The sequence below is a fragment of the Chitinophaga oryziterrae genome, assembly GCF_009758125.1.
Taxonomy (GTDB): Bacteria; Bacteroidota; Bacteroidia; order Chitinophagales; family Chitinophagaceae; genus Chitinophaga; species Chitinophaga oryziterrae.
Genome location: NZ_WRXO01000001.1, coordinates 458909 through 483135 on the forward strand (window position 1 = coordinate 458909; position 24227 = coordinate 483135).

A 24227-nucleotide genomic window follows, 5' to 3' on the forward strand; every position below is an offset into this window, starting at 1 on the left:
ATGAAGAAAAATAATATAATTATAGCAGGCTTTTTAATAATGGTGCTTGCCTGTAATAAAGATTTAAATAAAACAAACCCAAGTTATGTTACGCTTGATAACTACTTTAAGAACAGCAATGAATTGCTGAGTGGCACCAATGCTATCTATTCTACAGTGCATGGTGGTTACCTGGTAGCACGGGAGTGGTTTTTCCTGGAAGACCTCAGAAGTGATGATGTAAGTTCCGGGGGTAGTCAGCTTGAAGTGCCCCGTGCACAAATTCTGAATGGTGCCATCACGGCTGACAATTCGGTTATGAATAGCGTTTGGAATGGTCTTTACACTGTTATACATCGCGCTAATACAGTAATCGGTAGTGCTCCGAATGTTACAGACAATGATGCTGTTCGTGATCAGTGTGCTGCTCAGGCAAAGTTCTTAAGAGGATGGGCTTATTTTGAACTGGTAAGTCTTTGGGGCCCTGTGCCACTATATAAAGAGGTAGTAAAGAAGTCTGACGAATATCAGCCAAGAGCAGCAGAAGATGTTGTCTATGAACAAATCATACAGGATTTTAAAGACGCAGCAGCTGTGTTAGCCACAACTTATTCTTCTGCAGAACAAGGCCGGGTTACTGCTGGTGCAGCTAATGCAATGCTTGGAAGAGTATATATGCAAAAAGGAGATTATGCAGCAGCAAAAGAAGCATTGCTAAAGGTAACCGGCTCGGGTCTTTATCATCTTATAGATAATTTCAGTGATAATTTTCTGGAAGAAACTGAATTCAATGCGGAATCCATCTGGGAAACAGTTTATATTGATAAAGGCGATAACGCTTTTGATTGGAATGGTACAAATGACGGTGCGGGTATTGCCCAATCCACTATACGCAATCAGGAGTATTGTCCGCTTTCGTGGAGGAATCTTATTCCGTCAGACAAATTCCTGAATGAGTTTGAGAATACAGCAACCGGTGCTGCCAAAACAGATCCTCGTTATAAGGCAACCGTTTATGAAACAGGTGATAAGTTCAATAATGATGCAGATGTATTGACAGATGGTATGCAAAACGGGAATGCCTCTACCGTGAATGGCGTAACAAAAAAGGTGAGCTGGCGTAAATTTATGCTTATCTATAAGCAAAGTGTTTCCACTGCTTCCTATCATCCGGGAGGCAATAACCAACGCATGATCCGTTATGCGGAAGTGTTATTGATGCTTGCTGAATGTGAGAATGAATTGGGGAATACTGCTGTCGCCGTAGATTACTTAAATGAGGTGAGGGACAGGCCTTCTGTTGCCATGCCACATTATCCTACTGCACAATTCCCTGTGTCCAATAAAGACCAGGTGACCAAAGCTATTATGCATGAAAAGACAGTCGAACTCGGAGATGAACAGGTGCGTAATCGTGATATCCTGAGATGGCGCAAAAAAGACTATTTCATAACAGAGCCGATCAGTTATTTCAGAAAGAACAGGGATGAATTATTACCATTACCTCAGCAGGAGATTGATAATAATCCGAAACTTGACGCAAACGGTATCAACAAACAAAATCAGGGTTATTAAGTTAAACGCTGGGTGCTGTACTGCGCCCCAATGTCATTAAGTTAAGCTAACCAAGTATTCTATATAATCCTGCTCCGTCAGGAGCCAGATTACCTGATATGATACATTGGCTGATCAATGCCTGTTAAAGCAAGCCTTAACTTAATGATATTGATATAAAATCTATAAATTCTTATAAACAGAAGGCTCCTTATGGAGCCTTTTTTTTGTATATTACAATGGTCACCTGAGCAATCATATGATAATCCACGTTAAATGAAAGCCCCTGCTTACATTTCTCAAAACTATATTTTGAAGTTACGTTATGCTATGGATTAAAATTATGCGGCTGTCTGGAAACGGCAGTTGCATGTTCATAACGTGTTAAATGTTAAGCAGGTTTCTTTTGAGTTACCTGCTTCTTTTAGGAATTTACAGGTTGTTCACAGCGCTCTTTTCACTATTTTAGCGAACAAATAACTTTCGGCAATGAATGATCGTTTAAAGCATCTGAAGGAAAGAGACTGGACCGAGACCAAAGCACATTCAAGCTGGCAGATCTTCAAGATCATGGCAGAATTTGTAGACGGTTTTGAGGCCCTTGCCAAAATGGGACCCTGCATATCTGTATTCGGTTCTGCTCGTACCAAACAGGGAAACAAATATTATGAGCTGGCGCATGAAATCGCCCGCAGACTGTCTGACGAAGGATTCGGTATCATCACCGGTGGTGGTCCCGGAGTAATGGAAGCGGCCAACAGGGGGGCGCAGGAAGCGAAGGGGAAATCTGTAGGTGTGAATATCACACTGCCTCACGAACAATACCCTAATCCATACGTAGACTACGATAAAAACCTCAACTTCGATTATTTCTTCATAAGAAAAGTAATGTTCACCAAATATTCCCAGGGCTTTATTATGATGCCCGGGGGCTTTGGAACAATGGATGAATTCTTTGAAGTAGCCACATTGATACAAACCAAGAAGATGACGGAAACGCCCATGGTACTGGTAGGTAAGGAGTACTGGAGCGGGCTGCTGGATTGGATCCGCAGCACTATGATGGAGAAAGAGAGCAACATTGCCCCGGAAGATCTTGGACTGTTAAAACTATTTGATACCGCGGATGAAGTAGTAGAATATTTCAGAGTATTTTATACCACCAATAAGTTACGGCCTAATTTCTGATAACTGATCTGCGCAATATGAAACCTGTGTTATGCGTTGAGGAATATTCGTAGGTTTGCACAAATTTAGCTCATGGAACTAATACCTGTTGCGGTAGAAGCATACGCAGAAAAGTATACCAGTCCGGAAAGCGGGCTGTTACAGCGTTTGAACCGCGAAACGTATTTAAAGATAGAGCAGCCGCATATGTTAAGCGGCCATCTGCAGGGTCAGTACCTGAGTATGGTAAGTCATATGATGCGCCCCTCACGTATACTGGAACTGGGCACGTACACCGGGTATTCTGCTATCTGCCTGGCGCAGGGCCTTACAGAAAATGGGATCCTGCATACGATAGATATCAACGAAGAACGGGAAGATATGTGCCGGCGTTATTTCGAAGAAGCCGGGCTATCACATAAAATAAAAATGCACATTGGTAAAGCCGCAGGCATTATCACTGAGCTGGATGAAGTGTTTGACCTGGTGTTCATCGATGCTGATAAGGCAGGCTATGAACAGTATTATGATCTTGTGTGGAGTAAATTACGCCCGGGCGGATTTATACTGGCAGATAACGTATTGTATCACGGGGAAACATTGCTGGAAAGTTCACAGCAGAGCAACAATGCCAAAGCAATGGTCCGCTTCTGCGAAAAAGTAGCCGCAGATGATAGAGCGGAACAATTATTATTAACGATCAGGGACGGACTCCTGATAATCAGAAAACTTGGCTGATCCCCATTAAATTCATATACATGCAACTAAAGAGATGCTTTTTAGTGGTTAGTTTTCTTATTGGCAGCTTGCCATTACTGAAAGCTCAAACCATGAGTACGGAGCAGTATATAGCTATATACAAGGACGTAGCTATTAATGAGATGAAGGCAAACGGCATACCTGCTTCCATTACACTGGCGCAGGGAGTCCTGGAAACTCAGTCGGGCAATGGCTGGCTGGTGCAGAATTCCAACAATCACTTCGGTATAAAATGCAAGAACAACTGGACGGGCGCTACGGTTAATTATGATGATGATGCCCGCCAGGAATGTTTCCGTAAATACAATAATGCGGCAGAATCTTATCGCGATCACTCTGTATTCCTGAAAGCAAATCCGCGTTATGCATTCCTGTTCCAGTTCCAGTCAGAGGATTATAAATCCTGGGCCTATGGCCTTAAACAGGCGGGTTATGCTACCAGCAAAACCTACCCTCAGCAACTGATCAAGATCATTGAAGATTATAACTTACAGCAATATACGTTGCAGGCAGAAGGTGTAGCCAAAGCAGGTACATTTGAAGATAGCCGTGCAGAGAAAGATGCTCAGAACCGCGATTATCAGCCTGGCCGTGCCACTGCAGCCAATCCTTCTTCCCCATCACCTGCTACCGGTACTGCCAGTATTCCCAAAGGTGTATTCGAGATCAATGGCCGTAAAGTAATTTATCTGCCGGCAGGTACTGCATTGATACAGGTAGCTAATGACCGTGATATAAAACTCCGTAACCTGGTCCGTTATAATGATTTACCGGATGATAATCCGCTCCCGAAAGATATGTTCGTCTATTTGCAGAAGAAAGGCAAACAGGGTAAGGACGATTATCACATCGTAAAGCAGGGCGAAACCATGTACGACATTGCACAGGCGGAAGGTATCCAGTTGCGCTGGCTGCGTCGCCGCAACAGGATGGACGAAGGCCAGGAACCTGCTGCCGGCGAGAAACTCGCCCTTGGCGGATATGCCAGCAGCACGCCACGTCTTGCTAAACAGGCGCCCAAAGAAGATCCTACTGTAGGAGACCTTTCTCCCAAAGCGATAGTAAAGGATGTGAAAGATCAGATGGAAGCTGCCCAGCAGGCAGCCGCACAGCAGCAAGTCGCACAACAGGCTGCAACGCCTGCCCCGGCACAGAATAACCTGCCGGCCGGTATGATGGATGACCTGAAGAAAGTAGCGGACGTGAAGCCAGCGGGAAGCAATACAACGCCTGCACCGGCGGCTCCTGTTGTAAAGAACAATCCGGCTCCGGCTGCCCCTGTTGTAAAACCTCCGGTGGTAAATAATACCCCTGCTCCTGTAAAAACCGGTGAAGGTCCCCTTTACCACGAAGTACAGCCTAAAGAAACATTATACGGTATTGCAAAACAATACAATGTAACGATCGTGCAACTGCAGGAGTGGAACCACATCGACGCCTTTGATATTAAAATCGGGCAACGCCTTTTAGTAGGAAAAATGTAGATATCTGAAAGAACAAACAAGAACTTTCAGAGACGGGGCCTTTCTAAAACCACCACAGCTTTAACAGGAATATATCCAAAATAGTAAACCAGCTCACATGTCTGTTATACAGGTACACGACAAGAAATTTCAACCTTACATAAACGCTGTTGAGCTGCAACAGCGTATCCGGGAATTAGCCGCTGAAATCAGCAAAGACTTACAGGGCGAACGCCCTTTATTTATCGCTATCCTGAATGGCTCCTTCATGTTCGCCGCAGATGTTTTCAAATATCTCACCATAGAAGCAGAGATCTCTTTCATTAAATTAGTCTCCTACAAAGGCACTAAATCCACCGGTAACGTCGTAACCTCCATAGGTCTGGACGAAGACCTCTACGGCCGTACAGTAGTGATACTGGAAGATATCGTAGACACCGGTAAAACGCTCAGCCAGTTCTTACCACAATTAGAGCACCAGCAGCCTAAAAAGCTGGTAATCGCAGCCCTGCTCACCAAACCGGAAGCACTGCAATACAAGATACCCATCGATTACCTGGGCTTCTCAGTACCCAACAAGTTCCTGCTGGGATATGGCCTGGATTATGATGGTCTGGGACGCAATCTGCCGGAGATCTACCAGTTGGTAGAATAAAAAATGCATCTTTAAATCTGATAACCAGGAAGATAAAGAGTTGGATCTTAATAGCATGATCCCTTCACTCCCCCGTCAGTTATTAAAAAATAACAGTCTTTTTTGTTATATTTATACAACGCGTATATGATATAACTAAATGCAAAGGCTCTTTTTGCTGCTCGTCAGCGTAATATTCCTTGTACCTGCAATTGCACAAAAAATCTGGATAACCGGAGCTGTTGAAGATAGTATCTCCCACAACCCCTTACCAGGAGTAACTGTCGAAGTGATCAATGACACGGCTAAAGTGACCACCAATCAATATGGTCTTTTCCGTATCCCGGTACCCTCCAGAGATGCTGTATTGTTATTCAGGCACAATAAATATCGCCCCAAACAGGTGGCAGTGGGAAGTTATGACCGTATGCTCGTTGACATGGACATGCAGGATGGAACAGATGATCCTATCTCCAAAGCTAAAGCCATTGCAAGAGAACGTTCTTCCAACAGTTCCAATCCCAACTACGGTAACTCAGGAATGGGGATCCGCGCCTTCTTCGATGAAACGTACGGTATCCTCTATGAGAACAAATTCATCCAAACAGAAAACAAAACTACTTCCGCCTTCGCTGTAGATGTGGACAGAGCTGCCTACAGCAATATCCGCCGCTTTGTAAAACTAAAAGAACGCATCCCCGTAGATGCTGTCCGCATAGAAGAGATGGTGAACTATTTCCAGTATCACTATCCATTACCTCCTTCCGGAGAAAAACTGGCCATCTACAGCAGCTTCGCCGGCTGTCCCTGGGAACCGGCTCACCAGTTACTACAGATAGCAGTACGCAGCGCCGCTGTAAACATAGACAGCCTTCCGCCCAGCAATCTCGTATTCCTCATAGATGCTTCCGGCTCTATGGGTACGCCTAACAAACTGCCACTCTTGCAGGCTGCCTTTCGTATACTGGTCAACAATCTGCGGAAAAATGACCACGTGGCCATTGTTGCCTATGCCGGTACTCCCGGAGTAGTACTGCCCAGCACCCCCGGCAATCAGAAGGAAAAAATACTGAATGCCATCGACTATCTCAGCGCCGGCGGCGCCACCGCCGGAGAAGCCGCCATTAAACTGGCTTACCAGATAGCAGGCGAGAACTTCATACAAGGCGGTAATAACCGTGTTATCATGGCTACAGACGGCGATTTTAACGTTGGGCAAACCAGTGATCAGGACATGGAGCAACTAATCCTCGGAAAAAAGGAAACCGGCGTCTTATTAACCTGCCTCGGCTTCGGTATGAAAGATTATAAAGATTCAAAACTGGAAACTTTGTCAAGTAAGGGGAATGGCAACTTCGCCTATATAGATAACCTGGAAGAAGCCAGTAAGATCTTTGCCAGGGAATTTGGCAGCACTTTGTTCACAATTGCCAAGGACGTAAGAGCAGATGTAACATTCAACCCGGCCCGTGTAAAAGCTTACCGGCTGATAGGATATGAGAATAAAGTAATAAAAGATGAGGCAACATCCGGAGATAAGGTTTCCGGGGGTATCATTGGCCCTGGTCACTGCGCTGTAGCCATTTACGAGATCATACCACAGCCCGGTACGGATATCATTCCCAAAACGATTGTTGATGGCCCGCTGGCAGAGGTCACCCTGCACTATAAAGAAGTGGATACGGTATCACATATGGTCAATTATGAAGTTCCCGGTAAACTCGTTCCCTTCGCAGATGCCAGTTCCGACTTCCGCTTTTCCAGCGCCGTAGCCCTGCTGGGCATGTTACTGCGAAAGTCTGCCTACAAAGGCAATGGCAACAGTAAAATGGTGCTGGATATTGCTAAAAGATCATTGGCTGATGACCCCGGAGATTATAGAAAAGAATTCCTGAAGCTGGTAAAAGAGATGAAGAAATCAGGGCATTTGGAAGAATAGTTATTTAGTGATCTTATAACATTTCCTGATCAGTTTCTGCTGAAAATCGAAAGGCATCGTCTGTGCCGTTATATCCTTAATCGCAGTGGCATTTACCTGATCAGCCTCCAGCGAAAACCGCCTGTAATTATTACTGAAATAAACCGTCCCGCCTGGTTTGGTCGCACGCAGTACTTTGTTCAATAGGCTCACATGGTCCCGCTGAATATCCAGGAACTCTTTCATTCGTTTACTATTGGAAAAAGTAGGAGGGTCCAGCACAACCAGGTCAAACTCATCTTCAGGTAACGTATCTAAATACTGCAACACATCAGCATGTACAAAAGGATGTTTCCCGGCATCAAACCCATTTAGTTTCATATTTTCTTCCGCCCAGGCAAGATAGGTTTTGGAAAGATCTACGGATACCACCTGCGAAGCTCCGCCGGCCGCCGCATACACAGAGAAAGACCCGGTATAGCAAAAGAGGTTCAGTACTTTTTTCCCGGCAGCTTCATCGCGTACCATCCCTCTTGTAATACGGTGATCAAGAAATAACCCGGTATCTAAATAATCAGAAAGGTTCACTTTAAAAGAAAGCCCGGACTCATGTGCAATCATCTCATGACTCTCAAAAGATAGCTTTTCGTACTGGTCCTGCCGGCTGGCCTTCCGCTGCCGTTGCTTCACCCATATCTTCTCAGGCGCGATTTCCAGCACTTTAGAGATCACCAGCAGGCTGTTATCCAGCCAATCCTCATGCGCATCTTCATCCATCCCATGCGGACGCTGGTACTCTGCCACATACACATGATCTTCATACAGTTCCACACTGAATGGGAACTCATTGATATCATCATCATATACCCGGTAACAGGTGATATTTTGACGGCGGGCTGCTTTACGGAGATGCTTAAACACCTTTACCAGCCTGTTCTCTAGCATTTGTAGTTTGGAAGGATCGAACATGTAACCTGTAAAAATAATCAATAAATTAAAAGGGGAGTTCCCATTAGCTACGTGTTTTCAATAAAACATAACAGGCTCCTTTAGGAGCCCCGTATTATTTGTACTAACAAACACAGACTCCGGAGGAATCCCCCTGAATTGCTAATAGAAGGGGACTCCTCCGGAGTCAATTAAAGAGGATATAAATATTTTCTACAAACACGCAGCTCCGTCAGGAGCTTTAATTTGACTACCTCTTATATCTATCTTATAAGATGATTTATCAGCTGAAAATATCCCGTACTTTCTCAAAGAATCCCTTCTCTGACTTCTCAGGATTAGGCTTGAAGTTCTCAGAAGACTGTGCTTTCTCCAGGAATGCCTTTTCTTCTGCGCTCACCTGCTGTGGTGTCCATACATTTACATGTATCAACTGGTCACCTTTCTCATAAGAGTTAACAGAAGGGAACCCTTTTCCTTTCAGACGGAAAATCTTGCCACTCTGTGTTCCGGGTGGGATCTTGATTTTCGCTTTACCATCGATGGTAGGCACTTCCAGCTGCATACCGAATACAGCATCCGAGAAGGATATGTACAGGTCATAAGCAACATTCAGTCCGTCGCGCTGTAACTCCGGATGTGGCTCTTCTTCTATCAGAATAAGCAGATCCCCGGGAGCGCCACCTCTTTCACCGGCATTTCCTTTACCACTAAGGCTCAGTTGCATGCCTTCCTGTACACCTGCCGGAATGTCTATGTTCACCATTTCCTCACCATACATACGGCCTTCACCTTTACAGTGTCCGCACTTGCTGGTAATGATCTGGCCTTCACCATGACAGGTAGGGCAGGTCGTAACGGTTTGCATTTGTCCAAGGAAAGTCTGGGTAACCTTTCTTACCTGGCCGGAACCACCGCATGTACCACAATTCTGGAATGCGTTTTTATCTTTAGCGCCCAGTCCGCCACAATGCTGACAGGGTACGTATTTTTTAACTTTGATCTTCTTGTTGGCACCTTTTGCGATCTCCTCATAGGTAAGGCGGATCTTGATACGCAGGTTGGAACCACGGGTCCCCCTTGTACGTCTGCCGCCACCACCACCACCGCCACCGCGGTTACCACCGAAGAAGCTGCCGAAAATATCATCCCCGAAGATATCCCCGAAGTTGGAGAAGATATCGTCCATGTTCATGCTGCCGCCACTGTATCCGCCGCCACCGCGGTTACCGTTCACACCAGCATGACCGAAACGGTCATATTGAGCTCGTTTATCAGCATCACTTAAAACTTCATAGGCCTCAGCAGCCTCTTTGAATTTTTCTTCCGCTTCCTTATTATCAGGATTTCTGTCGGGATGGTATTGCATAGCCACCTTACGGTAGGCTTTCTTAATTTCATCCTGGGATGCGGTCTTGGCAATTACCAGTATTTCGTAATAATCTCTTTTGGTAGACATATATCACACTAAAGCCGGCAATAGTGCCGGCACGGTTAATGAAAAACATTTCTGTCAGAAAGTCACTTATTTCCCCACTATCACCCTTGCGTGACGGATCAATTTGTCATTAAGATAATAACCTTTCTGCATGTCATCCACTACCTTACCCTGTAAGTCCTTGGAAGGAGCGGGTATTTCAGTAATGGCTTCGTGAAGGTCCGGGTTAAAGTCCGTGTGCAAACTCTCCATAGGTTTAAGGCCTTTGTTTTGCAGGGTTGATTTTAACTTATTGAAAACCAGCATGACGCCATCTTTTACAGCATTGAGGTCTGCGGCGGTTTCCAGTTGTTTTGCTGCTCTTTCGCTATCGTCCAGCACGTCCAGCAAGGAAACAATTACTTCCTTATTGGCCGTTTGCATTAGTTCTATACGTTCTTTGGCAGTGCGTTTCTTATAGTTATCGAATTCCGCTATCAGGCGAAGGTATTTATCCCTCATCTCATCCAGCTCCTGTTGCTTTTTATCCTGAGCACTATCATCAGCCAAGGCATCGTTCAGGTGATTGGTGCCGGCCATGTTCTCATCAGCATTTATATTCGGCATGTCTTTACCATTTTCGGTGTCCTGTCCGTTTGTCTGCATATTAGTATCGTTTTCTATCATGATGTAATGTTGTCACATAGTCAATTAGCCTGCCAACCAACTCTCAAAAGACAAATTGACACAAATCTAAGGAACAGAGAGGAGCTTTTCTTACCTTTGCGGCCTCGAAACATTGATAATGACTAAAGTTTTTTTAAAGAAAAAGATACAAAACCGCGTGCTGCAGGGTCATCCCTGGATATTTGGAAATGAAGTAGGGCAGATTGACGGTGATGTAAATGCAGGAGATATCGTAGATGTTTTCACTCATCAGGGCTTTTTTGTAGGCCGGGGATATATCAATCCACAGTCACAGATCCTGGTACGCCTGCTTACCCGCGATAAAGACGAGACCATCGATGAGCAGTTCTTTTACCGCCGGTTGCTGAAAGCATGGAAATACCGTCAGCAACTGGGCTACGTGGAAAACTGCCGCCTGGTATTCGGGGAGGCAGACGAAATGCCCGCCCTGGTAGTAGATAAATTCAATGACTACTTCGTTATACAAACCCTGGCATTAGGGATGGACCGCTGGAAAGGCGCTATCGTGGATGCCCTGCAAAAGATCTTCTCTCCAAAAGGGATCTATGAGCGTAACGACGTTCCGGTTCGTGAACTGGAAGGCATGCCTCAGCAGAAAGGTTTCCTTACGGCCCCGTTTGATACCAATATTATCATCAGGGAAAACGGCCTGCAATTTCATGTAGATATAGAAAATGGTCAGAAAACCGGCTATTTCCTGGATCAGCAGGATAACCGCCGCGAGATAAAAAATATAGTAAAAGGAGCGGACGTGCTGGAAGCATTCTGTTATACCGGTACTTTTTCCTGCCATGCAGGTCATTATGGTGCTAAAAGTGTAATGGGACTGGATATCTCCGAACATGCCGTAAACACTGCGCGTCGCAATGCACAACTGAACAAACTGGATGATATCTGTAAATTCCAGGCTGTAAACGCCTTCGATGTACTGAAACAGTGGACAAGGGAAGAGAAGAAGTTTGATGTAGTGATCCTCGATCCACCAGCTTTTACCAAAAGCAGGGAAAACATCAATAAAGCTATCACTGGTTATAAAGAGATCAACCTGAGAGGGATGAAGCTGCTGAAACCGGGTGGATTCCTGGTAACAGCCTCCTGTACTAACCTGGTACCACCATCTATGTTCCTGGAAATCATTGATATGGCGGCAAAAGATGCCAAAAAGAAACTACGCCAGGTTACCTTCCAGACCCAGGCTCAGGACCATCCTATCATGTGGAATATTGAAAATACTACCTACCTGAAGTTCTTAATAGTAGAAGTTCAGTAAGATATAAAAAAGAACAGGGCGAATGATTATCATTCGCCCTGTTTAGTTATGTTAAGAGAAGAAGTATAAAATTACTTGACCACGTTGAATTTGCCGGACTCTATCAGCGTACCTTGTCTGTCACGCAACTGAAAGATATATATGCCACTATAATAATTATCCAGTTCTACTGTAGTGCGTGCACTCACGTTCTTTATCTGATCAACCCGCTTTCCTAAAAAATTAAATACAATAAGATCATAAACCTCATCGTTATTAGCATGTTGCAATTCAAAATTGATTCTGCTGGTAGCAGGGTTGGGATATAACTTTACGATTTTATTACCACCATCAGTGAATGGGAGTTTATTACTCTGTGCCTTCCCCTGGAAGATCATCAGACAAATAAAGCATGTTAGCAATAGTGTAAAGGTTTTCCACATATTATAAAGATAAAGATTTTTTCAAATATCAATTGATTTTTATTTCTAAATGTCTCTTGTAAAAATAACAAATGGCAAGCCAAATAAGTTGGCATGCCACTAGTTTTGTACAAATTTTAACGCTTTTGAACCTGGTTTTATTATAAGCCAGCTAAGGTTTTCTTAACTGCCTCAAAATCAGGCAAATCGCCAGCGGATTCCAAAACCTGGGCATATCTGATAATTCCTTCTTTATCTACGACAAAAGCAGCCCTTTTGGATACTCCTTTCAGATCTAAAACGAAATTCTCATAAAAAGCACCATAAGCCTGGGATGCTTCCTTGTTAAAATCAGATAACAAAGGGAAGTTCAGCTTTTGCTCTTCCTTGAACTTACCCAGGGTAAATGGTGAATCTACAGAAATACCAACCACTGCTGTATTCAGACCATTATACGTTGAAATGTTATCCCTGATGCTGCAAAGCTCTGCGGTGCAGACACTTGTAAATGCCATCGGGAAAAACAGGATCACCAGGTTCTGTCCTTTAAAATCTTCCAAAGAAACTTTCTGTTTTTCTGTATTTACCAATGTAAATGCCGGTGCCTTACTGCCAATTGTTACGCTCATATATTTTTTTTAGATGGTTAATTTAGTGAAAAGTTTAAAACCGCGGGCAATGTACGCTTTCTAATGTACTGTTCCGGCTGTTGAGGAAACCTTTGAATACCAGTGATATCTCAAATCCTCCAAAACTCTGACTGGCAGTTTTGAGTTTAGAGATATTGGCATCATAACTCATACCTATTTCATAAGTATCCATATCTATACGGAAAGAAGGTACGATCGCGTCATTCCAGCGCATAAATACGCCCCCGTATACAGCATGGGTACTTTCCAGCCCCTGGTTCAGCAGGCTGTAACCCACCAGCGCGCCGCCAATATACTCAGAATAGCTGCCCATATGCAATTCGTTGTACTGACCGATGATCTTTACCCTTTCATCCACCGGGATCGTGATCCCTGCATTAAAAGTGATCTTCCGGTCCATCGTAATACTGTTATCCTTATAAAAAGATACTTTAGGTCTGTTAAAATGATAAAGCGCTGCCCCTATAAAGTAGTTAATATCTTCTCCGATCGTACTGTTAAAACTCATACCTACGCCTGCATCCAGGTAAGTATACCCCCGCAATGCCAGGCGACCTTCCTCTCCGGTTGCCAGTGTAGGATCATAACGCCCGTTCATGTACTGGTTGTTGAACGTTAGCTTGGTCGCATCAAACTGACGCTGCACAACGCCCCCCGTAAAACCCAGGGAGAGGAACATGTTCCTGTTCTGGCTAAGGGATTTATGATAGTTAATGGCCGGTAATACCTGTACCGATTGCAGCCTGGCAGTACCTGCCCTGTCGTATGTAAACTGGATACCCGTTGTCACAAAATCCTCACTCTTTCCTACCGGGAATTTAAGTTCCGCGCTCAATGCTCCCGTCTGATACGGGATCGTCACACTGTTCCACTGATTTCGGTAAACGGCCTGTACGCGATAGTCGCCGTTAAAAATACCTATCAGTGCCGGGTTGCGCAAAATAGGCGTCGCATCAAACTGCGACAGGTGAATATCCTGTGCTGCTAATTGCTCTACGCTACAGATGCTAAGTGCCAATAACAGTTTTCTACAAATCATTCTCATGGCGGCAATGTTTAATGATAATGCTATCTCAACAGCATTACGTTTCCTTTGAGGGTGAATGGCTCGTTGGTATCACAAACCAATTCGGCCACATAAATAAATACATCAGGATTTACCAGTACCCCTTTGGCTTTTCCGTCCCATCCGAAAGCCGGGTCTTCAATATTGAAATTGGACCTTTCAAATACCAGTTGTCCCCAGCGGTTATAAATTCTGAAAGACTTCACCGTATTAATACCCTTACCCCTGATATAAAAAATGTCGTTTTGTCCATCTCCGTTAGGGGTGAATGTATTCGGCAGGAATACCACACCGGATTCGCACACCATCTTAATATTGATCTCATCCGAAGCAATACAGCCATACTGGTTGGTAGCCGTTAAACGGTAAGTAGTGGTTTGTTTCGGAGTAGCAGTTGGTGTAAGACAGTCTACGCAACTCAGCCAGCTTGGCGGGAACCATTCGTATTTGGTTACATCAGCACTACCTGTTGCTGCTATCTGTATAGAAGAGCCTACAGGCAGTTCAACATCTTCTCCTGCATTCACGACCGGTAACGTATGTACCGTCACCACTACATCTTTTGTATCTGTAAAACAATTATCATTACCCGTACCCGTTACCTGGTAAGTGGTAGTTACCGTAGGATTAGCGATCGGATTAGCGGCTGTAGCATCATTCAGCCCCGTTGCCGGAGACCAGCTGTAATGACTGGCGCCGGATGCCTGTAACTGTGCTGATTTTCCTTCACATATATCTACATCACTTACTGTTAATGTGAACGGCTGCGAAACTTTCACTGTTACATCTGCATTGCTTGTACAACCGGTAGCATTTACTGCTGTAACATGATAAATGGTGTCTTTTTCAGGGCTCACCATTGGACTTGCGCTATGTATATCTGATATCTTATAGTCTGTCCAGGTAATGGTGGCGTCTGCATCTGAATTGGCCAGCAATTGCACCGAAGTTCCTAAGCAGATACTGGCAGTAGCAGGTGTTGGCTTCAGTGCCGGGTATGCCGATACTTCTACCGTTTTGTTATCTGTACTGCTACAGATGCCGCTGGCGGTTGTAATCACCAGTTGTACCGGCTGACTGCCGGCATTATTAAAGACAACAGGAGGTGGAGTTGTTGCATTATAATCTTTACCTGCAACCGTCCATACCCATTTGGTGCCAGGCAGGTTCTTGTTATCACGTCCCTGGAGCTGTACCGTTGTTCCTGCACAAATAGGCGCAACCGCTATTATCTCCGCAGCTGGTTTAGGTTCTATCACGATATCCATAGTGGTATCGTCCACGCAACCATACACACTGGTACTGGTGAGTTTTACGCTATAAGTGCCCGGTGTTGGATAATCGAAAGTAGGAGTGGCGCCGGTGCCTACATCATCTGTACGGGTGGTGATACCAAAATCCCATGCAAAAGAAGGGGCTGATCCCATATCTACAGATACGCCGGTAGTTTTGTCTGTGAATAAAACAGTACCGCCATCACATGCCTGGCTCACGTCCGTACTGAAGTCTGCATGGATCTTATCGGCTACTATTTTGGGATTACCTATTGCCGCTACTTTACATCCCCTGTTATCTTCCAGTAATACTACCGGGAAGTAAATGCCTTCCTGAGGATAGGTATAAGCAGGAGAAGTAGGCGTAGTGGTCGTAACGGAATATCCATCTCCAAAATCCCAGATGTATTTCTGTGCATTCGGAGATACAGCCGTCATGGTAGTCGTCAGTGGGAAACAACCTGTTTCAGGTGTAACGCTGAATGTACCATCAGGACCAGCAATCGTTATATTTTTCGGACCGGCAGGGGCACTTGCGCAATCACCGGCAGAATAAACAGTTAAGCTGACAGGGAAGGTACCAGGTCTTATATAGTTATGCAGCGGATTATCTTCTGTAGAGGTACTACCATCTCCGAATGTCCATACAGAACGTACATAATCAGAAGAGTTGTTGGTCAGCTGGACTTTTACCGGCGGACAAACATCTGCTGCTACGGCAGGAACTGAGAAGTCAGCTATCGGGTTAGGTACGCGCAGGAAATTCTTGATCTCAGCATGAGAAGTACAACCGGTGCTGCCTACAATATCCAGTGTGATGCTGTATACTCCCGGTGTATTATAAGTATGTAAAGGTTCTTTATCGGTGCTGGTCCCGCCATCGCCGAATGTCCATGCGTAAGTCAGCGGATCTTCTGTGGAAGAATTCGTAAACTGGAATGGCGTATTCAAACAAGCGATAGAATCATTAGCGCCAAAGCTGGCCACAATGTTGGCAATATGAACGATATCAGTATAAGTATCAGTACATCCTGTATTATCGGTTACCGTCAGTTTTACAGGATAATCCTTGATAACACTATAAGTATGTGTAACATTCGCAGGTTTGGTAGTAACGGTAACCGGCGCACTGCCATCTCCAAAATCCCATACCCATGAAACGATCGTATTACCGGCGCGGGTGGTAGAAATATCTGTAAAGGAGATCGGCTCGTCTTTACATTGTTTTGGGTTGATCGTGTAACCGGCAACAGAACCATTCACGGTAATCGTAGCATTATCGGAAACATGCTGACAAGTATAAATATCCGTGAGCGTCAGATTTACTGTATACACACCCGGTACAGTATAAATATTGGTTGTTGTTGAATTACCAGCCACAGGGGTTGTACTGCCATTTCCCCAGCTCCATATAAAAGTTTGAAAGTTGTTAGTCTGTACAGGGTCCATGGCGAACTTAATGGTATCACCACGGCAGATCACCGTTTTGCTGGGATAGATCACCGGCTTGTCTGTAATAATATTTACGGTAGTCGCGAATTTGGATTGACAGCTTCCGTTATCTACAGTTAATGTCACCGGGTACACGCCCCCTGCTGCATAAGTATGAGAAGGAGATTGCAGATTAGAAGTGGTACCATCTCCAAAATCCCATGACCATAGCCTGGTCGTGCTGCTGCCGAAATCCGATAGGTCCGTGAAAACACGTTGTAAGATGTTTGCACAATCCGTAGACATTACAGTAAAAAAAGCTGCAGGCGGGAAGATCTCAATGTAGTCTGTTTTTACAAGCTGCTGTGTACAACCGTTATTGTTAACTATCAGTGTTACATCATGTTTACCGGTAGTAGCAAATACATACGGTGGATTCTCCAGTGCAGAGCTCCCCACACCAGCGCCGTTTTCTTCAAACAGCCAGGTCCATTCATCTCCTGCAGGTACGGATTTATTGGTAAAGTTGAATACCGTAGGCTGACATCCGCTGGTTTTATCAACAGTAAAATCCACTTTTACAGGCACACCTACTCTCACAGCCAGTGTAGCAGTTTGTGTACATCCTCCCAGTGTGGTGATAGTCAGTTTTACGGTATAGTTACCCTGGGCAGCAAATGTATGTGTAGGTATTTTGGTCGTCGCAGTACCACCGTCTCCGAAATCCCAGGCGTATTTAACAACAGGATCTGCACTTCCGATAGTAGGCGTATATGTAACATCCAGTGGTACACAACCTGCTGTAGGGCCGTCAATAGTTAATATTGGTTTCTGAATGGCAATGGTATCTCTCGCTGTAGCAGTACATCCTGCTGCATTGGTAGCGACCAGCACTACCGGATATGTACCTTCCGCAGTGTATTTGTGAGCAGGGTTTTGCAGGGTAGAGGTACCTCCATCTGCGAAGTCCCATTGCCATGCGATAGCACCTGTTGTATTAGTATTGAATGTAGCGTTCACAGGTACGGTACAGGCAGTTGCCGGTAATATGGTGAAACTGGCTGTTGGAGGATCTGTAACATGAATGGTTCTTGTAACAGTAGCCTGACAACCATCTACCGTAATAGCATTCATCACGATCTGGTAATCACCGGCAGCAGGAAATGATTTTACTGCATTGATGGTAGTTTGTACATCACCATCAGGGAATGTCCAGGTAGCTGAAGTCGGATCCGGTTTTGTCGTATTGGTGAAAGTCAGATTGGCGCCACTACAGAGTTTCTCCTGTATGGTAAAATCTGCCTGCATGGTAGCGACCTGTATATAATCAGCCTGAGTGAGTGTTTGCGTACATCCGTCGGCAGTAGTAGCAGTTAGTTTAACAGTAAATTTCCCCTGTGTGGTATACACATGGGTAGGGTCCTGGGCCGCACTGGTACTGCCATCTCCAAAGTCCCATGCATAGGTAACAGCTACAGGAGAGGTAGTGTTTAGCGTAGTATTGTTGGTGAAGTTGACAGTTACCGGAGATTTACATCCACCCTGGTTATTACTGGTAAAAGCTACCTGGGGGGTAGCTTTTACTTTTATTGCTTGTTCCGCACTGTTTGTACAACCGAAGCTGTTAGTAACAATGGAGGTGGCTATCACATCCATACCCTGGTTGTAAGTGTACGAGGCTGTTGGGCCTGTGCCACCATTACCATCACCAAAGTCCCAGTTAATACTGGAAATGGTACCATCTCCTGCGGTTGACTGGTCCGTAAAAGTTACCTGCAACGGAGTACATCCATCCAGTGGGGTGGTAGCGAATTTTACGTCCGGCTTCTTGTAGACGTTAACTGTATGGCTGACTGTTCCTGTTTTCCCATCAGGGAATTTAACCGTCAGGGTCACTACGTACACACCTGGTTTACTAAAAGAGCGGGTAGCATTCCACAGCGTGGATTTAGCCCCTCCGTCTCCAAAGTCCCAGGAGGCAGTTCCCCCCGTAGGGGTAGACTTGTTCATGAACTGCACATAAGCAGTTCCACAACCGGTCCAGTTGTCAGCTGTAAAATCGGTAACATTCTGAGCCTGAGCTTTTGTGCTTGTAAAGAACAAAAATCCAAGAAGGCATAAAATAGTATGCCAGGTTAATAAGTTGCGGCGTAGGTGGTATTGGTGTCTCATTTCCGATATGGCTAAATGTCATTGATTGAGGACATATAGCATAGGTTGAAATAAAATGATAAAAAAATAAATATAATATATTAAGCTTGATTATTAATGCCACGTCTTATTAACTAAACGTAATCAATTTGGCTATAGTTCTTATCAGGATTCAAAATCACACAAAAGTTATTCCAAACTCTTCGCTTTTGGATAACTGCATAGATATAAGTATATCAATATGTTATGAGAAATTATAACGTATAGATGTTCCCGTATTTTTTAGTGGAGTAATCGAGGAAATATTTGAAATCCAAGGGTTTACCTGTTACTTTTTCACACAGCTCATTTGAGGTATAAAAACGGCCAAAATGATGGATTTTTTCACGCAGCCATGTTAATAAATTTGTATAACTCCCTTTAATAATATCTGTTTCTAAACCCGGGATCTGCTGTTCTGCAGCTGCAAAAAATTGTGCAGCATAAAAACTGCCGAGGGAATAAGTAGGGAAGTAACCGAAACTGCCATGCGACCAGTGAATGTCCTGTAATACGCCTTCTACATCGTTGGGAACAGTAACATGCAGATACTCATTGTAATATCGGTTCCATATCTCTTTAAGGTCTTTTGTACTGTAAGTACCATCTAATAATCCCTTTTCAATTTCATACCGGATCATCACGTGGAAATGGTAGGTGAGTTCATCAGCCTCAGTTCTGATAAGGGATGGCCTTACCTGGTTGATAGCTTTATAGAAGTCCTGTAAAGGAACGGATTGAAGGTTTTCGGGGAATGCCTGTTGTAAAGGGACATAGTGAGACTCCCAGAAAGAAAGGCTGCGGCCTACGTTGTTTTCCCATAGGCGTGATTGTGATTCATGGATACCTAAACTGGCTGCTTCTCCTGCAGGTAATCCATATGCACTGATATCCAGTCCCTGCTCATAGAGAGCATGACCACCTTCGTGAATACAGCTCCAGGTCATATTGCCGAAGTCATTTTCATCTATGCGGGTAGTGACACGTACATCCTGGGGGTTGAAACTGGTGGTAAACGGATGCTCGGAAATATCCTGCCGTCCTGCTTTCATATCATAGCCCATCGCTTTCAGCAGGTTGATACCAAATTCCCACTGGCGGTCACGGTCGTAATGCAGGTGCAGGAAGTCCTTATTTACCTGTGGCTTTTGTTCTATCTGGCGCAGGAGTGGGGTGAGGGCGGTCTTTACATCGGTGAATACAGCGTCCAGCATGGTAGTAGTGGCGCCTTTCTCGTATTCATTCAGCAAAGCATTGTAGCAATGTCCTTCAAAACCCAGCAAGGCAGTTTCCTGTCTTTTTAAAGCGACCATCTTCGCCAGCACAGGCTCAAAGTCTGCATAAGTACCGGATTTACGTGCCTTTATCCATGCATGGTAACACTCGTTGGTAGTCTGTGACATCTCTGCCACAAAGCTGGCCGGATACTTTTTATTCTTTTCATAGTCTTCCAGTGAAAGACTGATATTCTTCGCAGATACAGGGTCTAAATCACCCCTGGAATGCAATTCCTGCAACAAATGCCCCAGTGGTTCTTCTGTAAACATTTCATGGGCAATGGAACTGAGCGTGGTAATTTGCTGACCGCGGAAGTTGGCACTTTTCTCGGGAAGATAAGTTTCCTGGTCCCAGCCCAATACGGCTATAGCGTTGCGAACATCAGCTATCTGCTGCATTTTGGCTTTGTATTGGTCGTAAAGTTCCGCGGTGGATTGTGCAAGTACCATGCTATTGATTTTTTGCAAAGGTAAAGTTATTCTTCCTGTTGCTTAAAACCAATGAGTGTTCTTTCTGATTGGATTAGCTTTTTAGATCCGGGCATTCTACCGAATATGGTTGTTAACAAACACTGATTTTAAAAATTAAATAAAACCTTTCATATTTGTTAATAATATGAAGATCAGGGATATCACTAACGCTATTGCCGCCTTTGCGCCACTCCAGTACCAGGAGAGCTATGATAATGCCGGTTTGCTGTTTGGCAATGCCGACTGGGAAGTGACCGGTGTGTTGTTAACACTGGATGCTACCGAGGCTGTAATTGAAGAAGCCAGAGAAAAGGGTTGCAATCTGGTGGTGGCCCATCATCCCATTGTTTTCGGCGGACTGAAAAAGATCAATGGCAATAACTATGTAGAGCGGGTGGCTATCAAAGCTATCAAAAATGATATTGCGGTATATGCCGCACATACCAACCTGGATAATGTGCGCAATGGAGTAAGCGATATGATGGCCAGCAGGCTGAAACTTACAGATTGCAGGGTACTGGACCCCAAACGGGAACTGCTGGGTAAACTCTACACCTTTGTGCCTCATGCCCAGGCAGAAACGGTACTGAATGCTTTATTTACTGCCGGAGCCGGCCATATCGGTAATTATAGTGAGGCCAGCTTCAATGTTACCGGTACCGGCACCTATAAAGCGGAAGAAGGCGCGCAACCCTATATCGGGCAGGTAGGGCAACGCCATCTGGAACCCGAAACAAAGCTGGAAGTGATTTTTCCCCTATATTTGGAATCGCGTGTGATCCAGGCATTACTGGAAAGCCATCCCTACGAAGAGGTGGCTTATGATGTGGTAAAACTCGGGAATGCAAATAAAGAAGTCGGTTCCGGGCTGATAGGCAATCTGCCTCAACCCATGGACGAGCTGGCCTTCCTGCAGCTGGTAAAAGAACAGTTCCTCACCGGTTGCGTCCGGTATACCCCTTTAAGGGGGAAGCCCGTACAAAAGGTGGCTTTATGCGGCGGAGCAGGCAGTTTCCTCTTAAAAAAGGCGATAGCAGCAGGAGCAGATGCTTATATTTCTGCCGACTTTAAATACCATGAGTTTTTTGATGCTGATAATCAAATAGTTGTAGCGGATATAGGGCATTTTGAAAGCGAGCAGTTCACGGTTGAATTATTTTATCATATATTGACCGAGAAATTCCGTAATTTTGCGCCTCTTAAATCTACAATTCGTACAAACCCGGTAAATTATTTATAAATACATGGCTACTGTAAAAGAATACTCCGTAGAAGAAAAATTGGCGTCTGTACTTAGGCTACAGAAGATGGACTCCAGGCTGGATGAAATCCAGGTGCTGAAAGGGGAGTTGCCAATGGAAGTAAAAGATCTCGAAGACGAGATCGAAGGGTTGAATACGCGTCTTGCCCATGTGGAAGATGAAATCCGTGGTATTCAGGACTTTGTCACCAATAAAAAGGCGGCAATTAAAGAGTCAGAAGCCCTGATGAAGAAATATGAGAAGCAGCAGGACAACGTGAAGAACAATCGCGAGTTTGAAGCTATCACCAAGGAAATCGAAATGCAATCCCTGGAAATCAAACTGGCAGAGAAGCATATCAAGGACGCAAATGAAGAAGTAAAGGATAAGAGCCGTTTACTGGAATCCGCTAAAAAAGCGATTGCAGAAAAGGAATCTAACCTGAAACATAAGAAAGGTGAACTGGAAAAGATCATTGCTGAAACTGACAAGGAAGAAAAAGCTTTCCGTAAACAGAGTGACGAAGCCCGTACTAAAGTAGAGCCCCGTTTACTTGGCGCTTATGAAAAGATCCGCAAAAATTACCGTAACGGTCTGGCCGTGGTAACTGTTGCCCGTGACTCCTGCGGTGGTTGTTTCAATGCCATCCCTCCACAACGCCAGGCTGAAATACGCCAGCGTAAAAAGATCATCGTTTGCGAACATTGCGGACGTGTTCTGGTGGACAACGATCTGGATGCTACCGTAACCATCTGATCTCACTAAGCTTAATTTCTTGTATAATGTATTGAGTCCCGGGCAAATACCCGGGACTTTTATATTCAGCAGATGGGCCGGCGGAAAGTTTGGTTTGGAATTTGGTGATTAGGCCCGGAATCTAAAATTGATATGCGTATACTATTTCTGCTGGGATTATTTTTGACTTTCTCTTTTTCAGTGACTGGCCGGCAAAAAGTCTACGACTTTAACCCGCGCTGCCAACAGGCATATGCAGCTATTATGCAGCTGCGCATTGCTGCCGGAACAGCTTTACTGGATCAGGAGAAAAAAGAACACCCGGATAACCTGATCCCTTACTTTCTGGATAATTACGCTGACTTTTTTACATTGTTCTTTAATGAAGATCCTTCCCTGTATGCACAGCGTAAGGATCAGCGGGCACAACGCCTTGCCATGATGGAAGAAGGCCCCACCAACTCTCCGTATTACCTTTATACACAGGCCGCTATCCGCTTCCAGTGGGGAATGGTAAGAGTGAAGTTCAGTGAGAAATGGGATGCCGTATGGGAAGTCCGTAAGGCATATATTATGCTGAAGGATAACCAGAAAAGGTTTCCGCAGTTTATGCCCAACAACATGCTGGCGGGCGCCATGCAAACTGTATTCGGTACCATCCCCGAAGGCTACCGCTGGATCTCGAATATCCTGGGCCTGAAAGGTAGTATCCGGCAAGGTATGCAACAGGTACAGCAGGCAATAGAGAGTAACTCCGATGTGGCTGTATTATTTAAACCGGAAGCCTATTATTACTACTGCTACCTCAAATTATACATAGAAAACAAACCGGAAGACGTATGGGGATTTGTCCAGCAACATCAGTTAGATACAAAAAATAACTACCTGTTTGCATTGATGATCGCCAATATCTCCATGAATAACCAGAAGGCTGCCATCGGTATTAAAATATTGACGGAGAGGAATGACAGCGTGCAATACACAGATATTCCTTATTGTAATTATTTAATGGGAGAGCTGAAATTATCCCGGCAGGATGAAGATGCTAATATCTATCTCCAGAAATTCCTGGATAAATTCAAAGGCAGGTTTTTTGTGAAGGAATGTTTGCAGCGTTTAAGCTGGTATTATTTCCTGCATGGAAATATGGATGCTGCCAATAAATACCGGAACATGATCCTCACCCGTGGTAACACGGAAACGGATGCAGATAAACAGGCATTGAAAGATGCAAAGAGCGGCAAATGGCCGAACCCTTTATTGCTGAAAGCACGCCTGTTAAGCGATGGCGGGTTCTTTACAGAAGCGCTGAGATTATTACAGGCTAAAAAGGCAGCAGATTTCGACCGTATGGAAGAAAAGCTGGAATACGCTTACCGCCTGGGCCGTATCTATGACGAAACAGGCTTGGATGATAACGCCATCATTATGTACCAGGTAACTGTCAGAACAGGCGCCAGCCGTCCTGAATATTTTGCAGCAAGGGCTTCCCTGCAAATGGGGTATATTTATGAAAAACGTAAAGAGAAGGCAAAAGCCATTGAATGTTACCAGGCTTGTCTGGATATGAAAGAACACGATTACAAAAATTCACTTGATCAGCGGGCCAAAGCCGGTATTCAACGGGTAAATGGAAGCTGAGTTGTCAATACGCAGATACAGTTCGTGCTGCAT

Annotated in this window: 18 protein-coding genes; 10 read left to right on the forward strand and 8 right to left on the reverse strand. The window is 44.7% G+C overall.

Features of this window, described 5'->3' with window-relative positions; all coding sequences use genetic code 11:
• The 6 genes from GO495_RS01945 to GO495_RS01970 all read left to right on the forward strand — a co-directional run bounded on the left by GO495_RS01945 (position 1) and on the right by GO495_RS01970 (position 7495).
• Positions 1-1554, forward strand: a complete 1554-nt coding sequence (locus tag GO495_RS01945) for a RagB/SusD family nutrient uptake outer membrane protein (protein ID WP_157298019.1) — start codon at positions 1-3, stop codon at positions 1552-1554.
• A gap of 468 nt (positions 1555-2022) precedes the next feature.
• Entirely contained in the window at positions 2023-2721 is a 699-nt protein-coding gene (locus GO495_RS01950) for an LOG family protein (RefSeq protein ID WP_157298020.1), read from the forward strand.
• Between the two features lie 72 nt (positions 2722-2793).
• A complete protein-coding gene (locus GO495_RS01955; RefSeq protein ID WP_157298021.1) occupies positions 2794-3438 on the forward strand; it encodes an O-methyltransferase in 645 nt (214 codons plus the stop codon).
• 20 nt (positions 3439-3458) lie between these two features.
• Positions 3459-4943, forward strand: a complete 1485-nt coding sequence (locus tag GO495_RS01960; protein WP_157298022.1) for a glucosaminidase domain-containing protein — start codon at positions 3459-3461, stop codon at positions 4941-4943.
• Between the two features lie 97 nt (positions 4944-5040).
• Positions 5041-5577 carry a hypoxanthine phosphoribosyltransferase gene (hpt, locus tag GO495_RS01965; RefSeq protein WP_157298023.1) on the forward strand — a complete coding sequence of 179 codons (537 nt, stop codon included), beginning with the start codon at positions 5041-5043 and terminating at the stop codon, positions 5575-5577.
• A gap of 139 nt (positions 5578-5716) precedes the next feature.
• Positions 5717-7495 carry a YfbK domain-containing protein gene (locus tag GO495_RS01970; RefSeq protein ID WP_157298024.1) on the forward strand — a complete coding sequence of 593 codons (1779 nt, stop codon included), beginning with the start codon at positions 5717-5719 and terminating at the stop codon, positions 7493-7495.
• On the opposite strand, the gene GO495_RS01975 is transcribed toward GO495_RS01970, so the two are convergent.
• The 3 genes from GO495_RS01975 to GO495_RS01985 form a co-directional block, all read right to left on the reverse strand.
• Positions 7496-8419 carry a class I SAM-dependent methyltransferase gene (locus GO495_RS01975; RefSeq protein WP_240915129.1) on the reverse strand — a complete coding sequence of 308 codons (924 nt, stop codon included), beginning with the start codon at positions 8417-8419 and terminating at the stop codon, positions 7496-7498.
• 286 nt (positions 8420-8705) lie between these two features.
• The gene (gene dnaJ / locus GO495_RS01980) at positions 8706-9881 is read right to left on the reverse strand and encodes a molecular chaperone DnaJ (RefSeq protein WP_157298026.1); all 1176 of its coding nucleotides are present in this window, start codon (positions 9879-9881) and stop codon (positions 8706-8708) included.
• A 66-nt stretch (positions 9882-9947) separates the two neighbouring features.
• Complete coding sequence (locus tag GO495_RS01985; RefSeq protein ID WP_240915130.1) at positions 9948-10526, reverse strand: nucleotide exchange factor GrpE; 579 nt, start codon at positions 10524-10526, stop codon at positions 9948-9950.
• Positions 10527-10644: 118 nt separating this feature from the next.
• Here GO495_RS01985 and GO495_RS01990 point away from each other — a divergent pair, with 118 nt between their 5' ends.
• Positions 10645-11817, forward strand: coding sequence for a class I SAM-dependent rRNA methyltransferase (locus tag GO495_RS01990; protein WP_157298027.1), 1173 nt, complete (start codon positions 10645-10647; stop codon positions 11815-11817).
• 71 nt (positions 11818-11888) lie between these two features.
• Here GO495_RS01990 and GO495_RS01995 read toward each other — a convergent pair whose 3' ends face one another.
• The 5 genes from GO495_RS01995 to GO495_RS02015 all read right to left on the reverse strand — a co-directional run bounded on the left by GO495_RS01995 (position 11889) and on the right by GO495_RS02015 (position 20556).
• Complete coding sequence (locus GO495_RS01995; protein ID WP_157298028.1) at positions 11889-12239, reverse strand: T9SS type A sorting domain-containing protein; 351 nt, start codon at positions 12237-12239, stop codon at positions 11889-11891.
• Positions 12240-12379: 140 nt separating this feature from the next.
• Entirely contained in the window at positions 12380-12847 is a 468-nt protein-coding gene (locus tag GO495_RS02000) for a peroxiredoxin (protein WP_157298029.1), read from the reverse strand.
• A 34-nt stretch (positions 12848-12881) separates the two neighbouring features.
• A complete protein-coding gene (locus GO495_RS02005) occupies positions 12882-13913 on the reverse strand; it encodes a PorP/SprF family type IX secretion system membrane protein (protein ID WP_157298030.1) in 1032 nt (343 codons plus the stop codon).
• Positions 13914-13936: 23 nt separating this feature from the next.
• A complete protein-coding gene (locus GO495_RS02010) occupies positions 13937-18811 on the reverse strand; it encodes a PKD domain-containing protein (RefSeq protein WP_157298031.1) in 4875 nt (1624 codons plus the stop codon).
• 233 nt (positions 18812-19044) lie between these two features.
• Positions 19045-20556 carry a carboxypeptidase M32 gene (locus tag GO495_RS02015; protein WP_157298032.1) on the reverse strand — a complete coding sequence of 504 codons (1512 nt, stop codon included), beginning with the start codon at positions 20554-20556 and terminating at the stop codon, positions 19045-19047.
• A gap of 166 nt (positions 20557-20722) precedes the next feature.
• Between GO495_RS02015 and GO495_RS02020 the strand changes: the two genes are divergently transcribed.
• The 3 genes from GO495_RS02020 (at position 20723) to GO495_RS02030 (ending at position 24194) form a co-directional block, all read left to right on the forward strand.
• The gene (locus tag GO495_RS02020) at positions 20723-21817 is read left to right on the forward strand and encodes a Nif3-like dinuclear metal center hexameric protein (RefSeq protein WP_157298033.1); all 1095 of its coding nucleotides are present in this window, start codon (positions 20723-20725) and stop codon (positions 21815-21817) included.
• A gap of 4 nt (positions 21818-21821) precedes the next feature.
• On the forward strand, positions 21822-22574 hold the full coding sequence (locus GO495_RS02025) for a zinc ribbon domain-containing protein (RefSeq protein ID WP_157298034.1): 753 nt from the start codon (positions 21822-21824) through the stop codon (positions 22572-22574).
• Positions 22575-22706: 132 nt separating this feature from the next.
• A complete protein-coding gene (locus GO495_RS02030; RefSeq protein WP_157298035.1) occupies positions 22707-24194 on the forward strand; it encodes a tetratricopeptide repeat protein in 1488 nt (495 codons plus the stop codon).
• The last annotated feature ends 33 nt before the right edge of the window (positions 24195-24227 follow it).

Excerpts from the sequence above, each read along its gene's own strand:
- GO495_RS01945 (WP_157298019.1), top strand. The coding sequence starts at position 1 with ATGAAGAAAAATAATATAATTATAGCAGGCTTTTTAATAATGGTGCTT.
- GO495_RS01950 (WP_157298020.1), top strand. The coding sequence starts at position 2,023 with ATGAATGATCGTTTAAAGCATCTGAAGGAAAGAGACTGGACCGAGACC.
- GO495_RS01955 (WP_157298021.1), top strand. The coding sequence starts at position 2,794 with ATGGAACTAATACCTGTTGCGGTAGAAGCATACGCAGAAAAGTATACC.
- GO495_RS01960 (WP_157298022.1), top strand. The coding sequence starts at position 3,459 with ATGCAACTAAAGAGATGCTTTTTAGTGGTTAGTTTTCTTATTGGCAGC.
- hpt (WP_157298023.1), top strand. The coding sequence starts at position 5,041 with ATGTCTGTTATACAGGTACACGACAAGAAATTTCAACCTTACATAAAC.
- GO495_RS01970 (WP_157298024.1), top strand. The coding sequence starts at position 5,717 with ATGCAAAGGCTCTTTTTGCTGCTCGTCAGCGTAATATTCCTTGTACCT.
- GO495_RS01975 (WP_240915129.1), bottom strand. The coding sequence starts at position 8,419 with ATGCTAGAGAACAGGCTGGTAAAGGTGTTTAAGCATCTCCGTAAAGCA.
- dnaJ (WP_157298026.1), bottom strand. The coding sequence starts at position 9,881 with ATGTCTACCAAAAGAGATTATTACGAAATACTGGTAATTGCCAAGACC.
- GO495_RS01985 (WP_240915130.1), bottom strand. The coding sequence starts at position 10,526 with ATGATAGAAAACGATACTAATATGCAGACAAACGGACAGGACACCGAA.
- GO495_RS01990 (WP_157298027.1), top strand. The coding sequence starts at position 10,645 with ATGACTAAAGTTTTTTTAAAGAAAAAGATACAAAACCGCGTGCTGCAG.
- GO495_RS01995 (WP_157298028.1), bottom strand. The coding sequence starts at position 12,239 with ATGTGGAAAACCTTTACACTATTGCTAACATGCTTTATTTGTCTGATG.
- GO495_RS02000 (WP_157298029.1), bottom strand. The coding sequence starts at position 12,847 with ATGAGCGTAACAATTGGCAGTAAGGCACCGGCATTTACATTGGTAAAT.
- GO495_RS02005 (WP_157298030.1), bottom strand. The coding sequence starts at position 13,913 with ATGAGAATGATTTGTAGAAAACTGTTATTGGCACTTAGCATCTGTAGC.
- GO495_RS02010 (WP_157298031.1), bottom strand. The coding sequence starts at position 18,811 with ATGAGACACCAATACCACCTACGCCGCAACTTATTAACCTGGCATACT.
- GO495_RS02015 (WP_157298032.1), bottom strand. The coding sequence starts at position 20,556 with ATGGTACTTGCACAATCCACCGCGGAACTTTACGACCAATACAAAGCC.
- GO495_RS02020 (WP_157298033.1), top strand. The coding sequence starts at position 20,723 with ATGAAGATCAGGGATATCACTAACGCTATTGCCGCCTTTGCGCCACTC.
- GO495_RS02025 (WP_157298034.1), top strand. The coding sequence starts at position 21,822 with ATGGCTACTGTAAAAGAATACTCCGTAGAAGAAAAATTGGCGTCTGTA.
- GO495_RS02030 (WP_157298035.1), top strand. The coding sequence starts at position 22,707 with ATGCGTATACTATTTCTGCTGGGATTATTTTTGACTTTCTCTTTTTCA.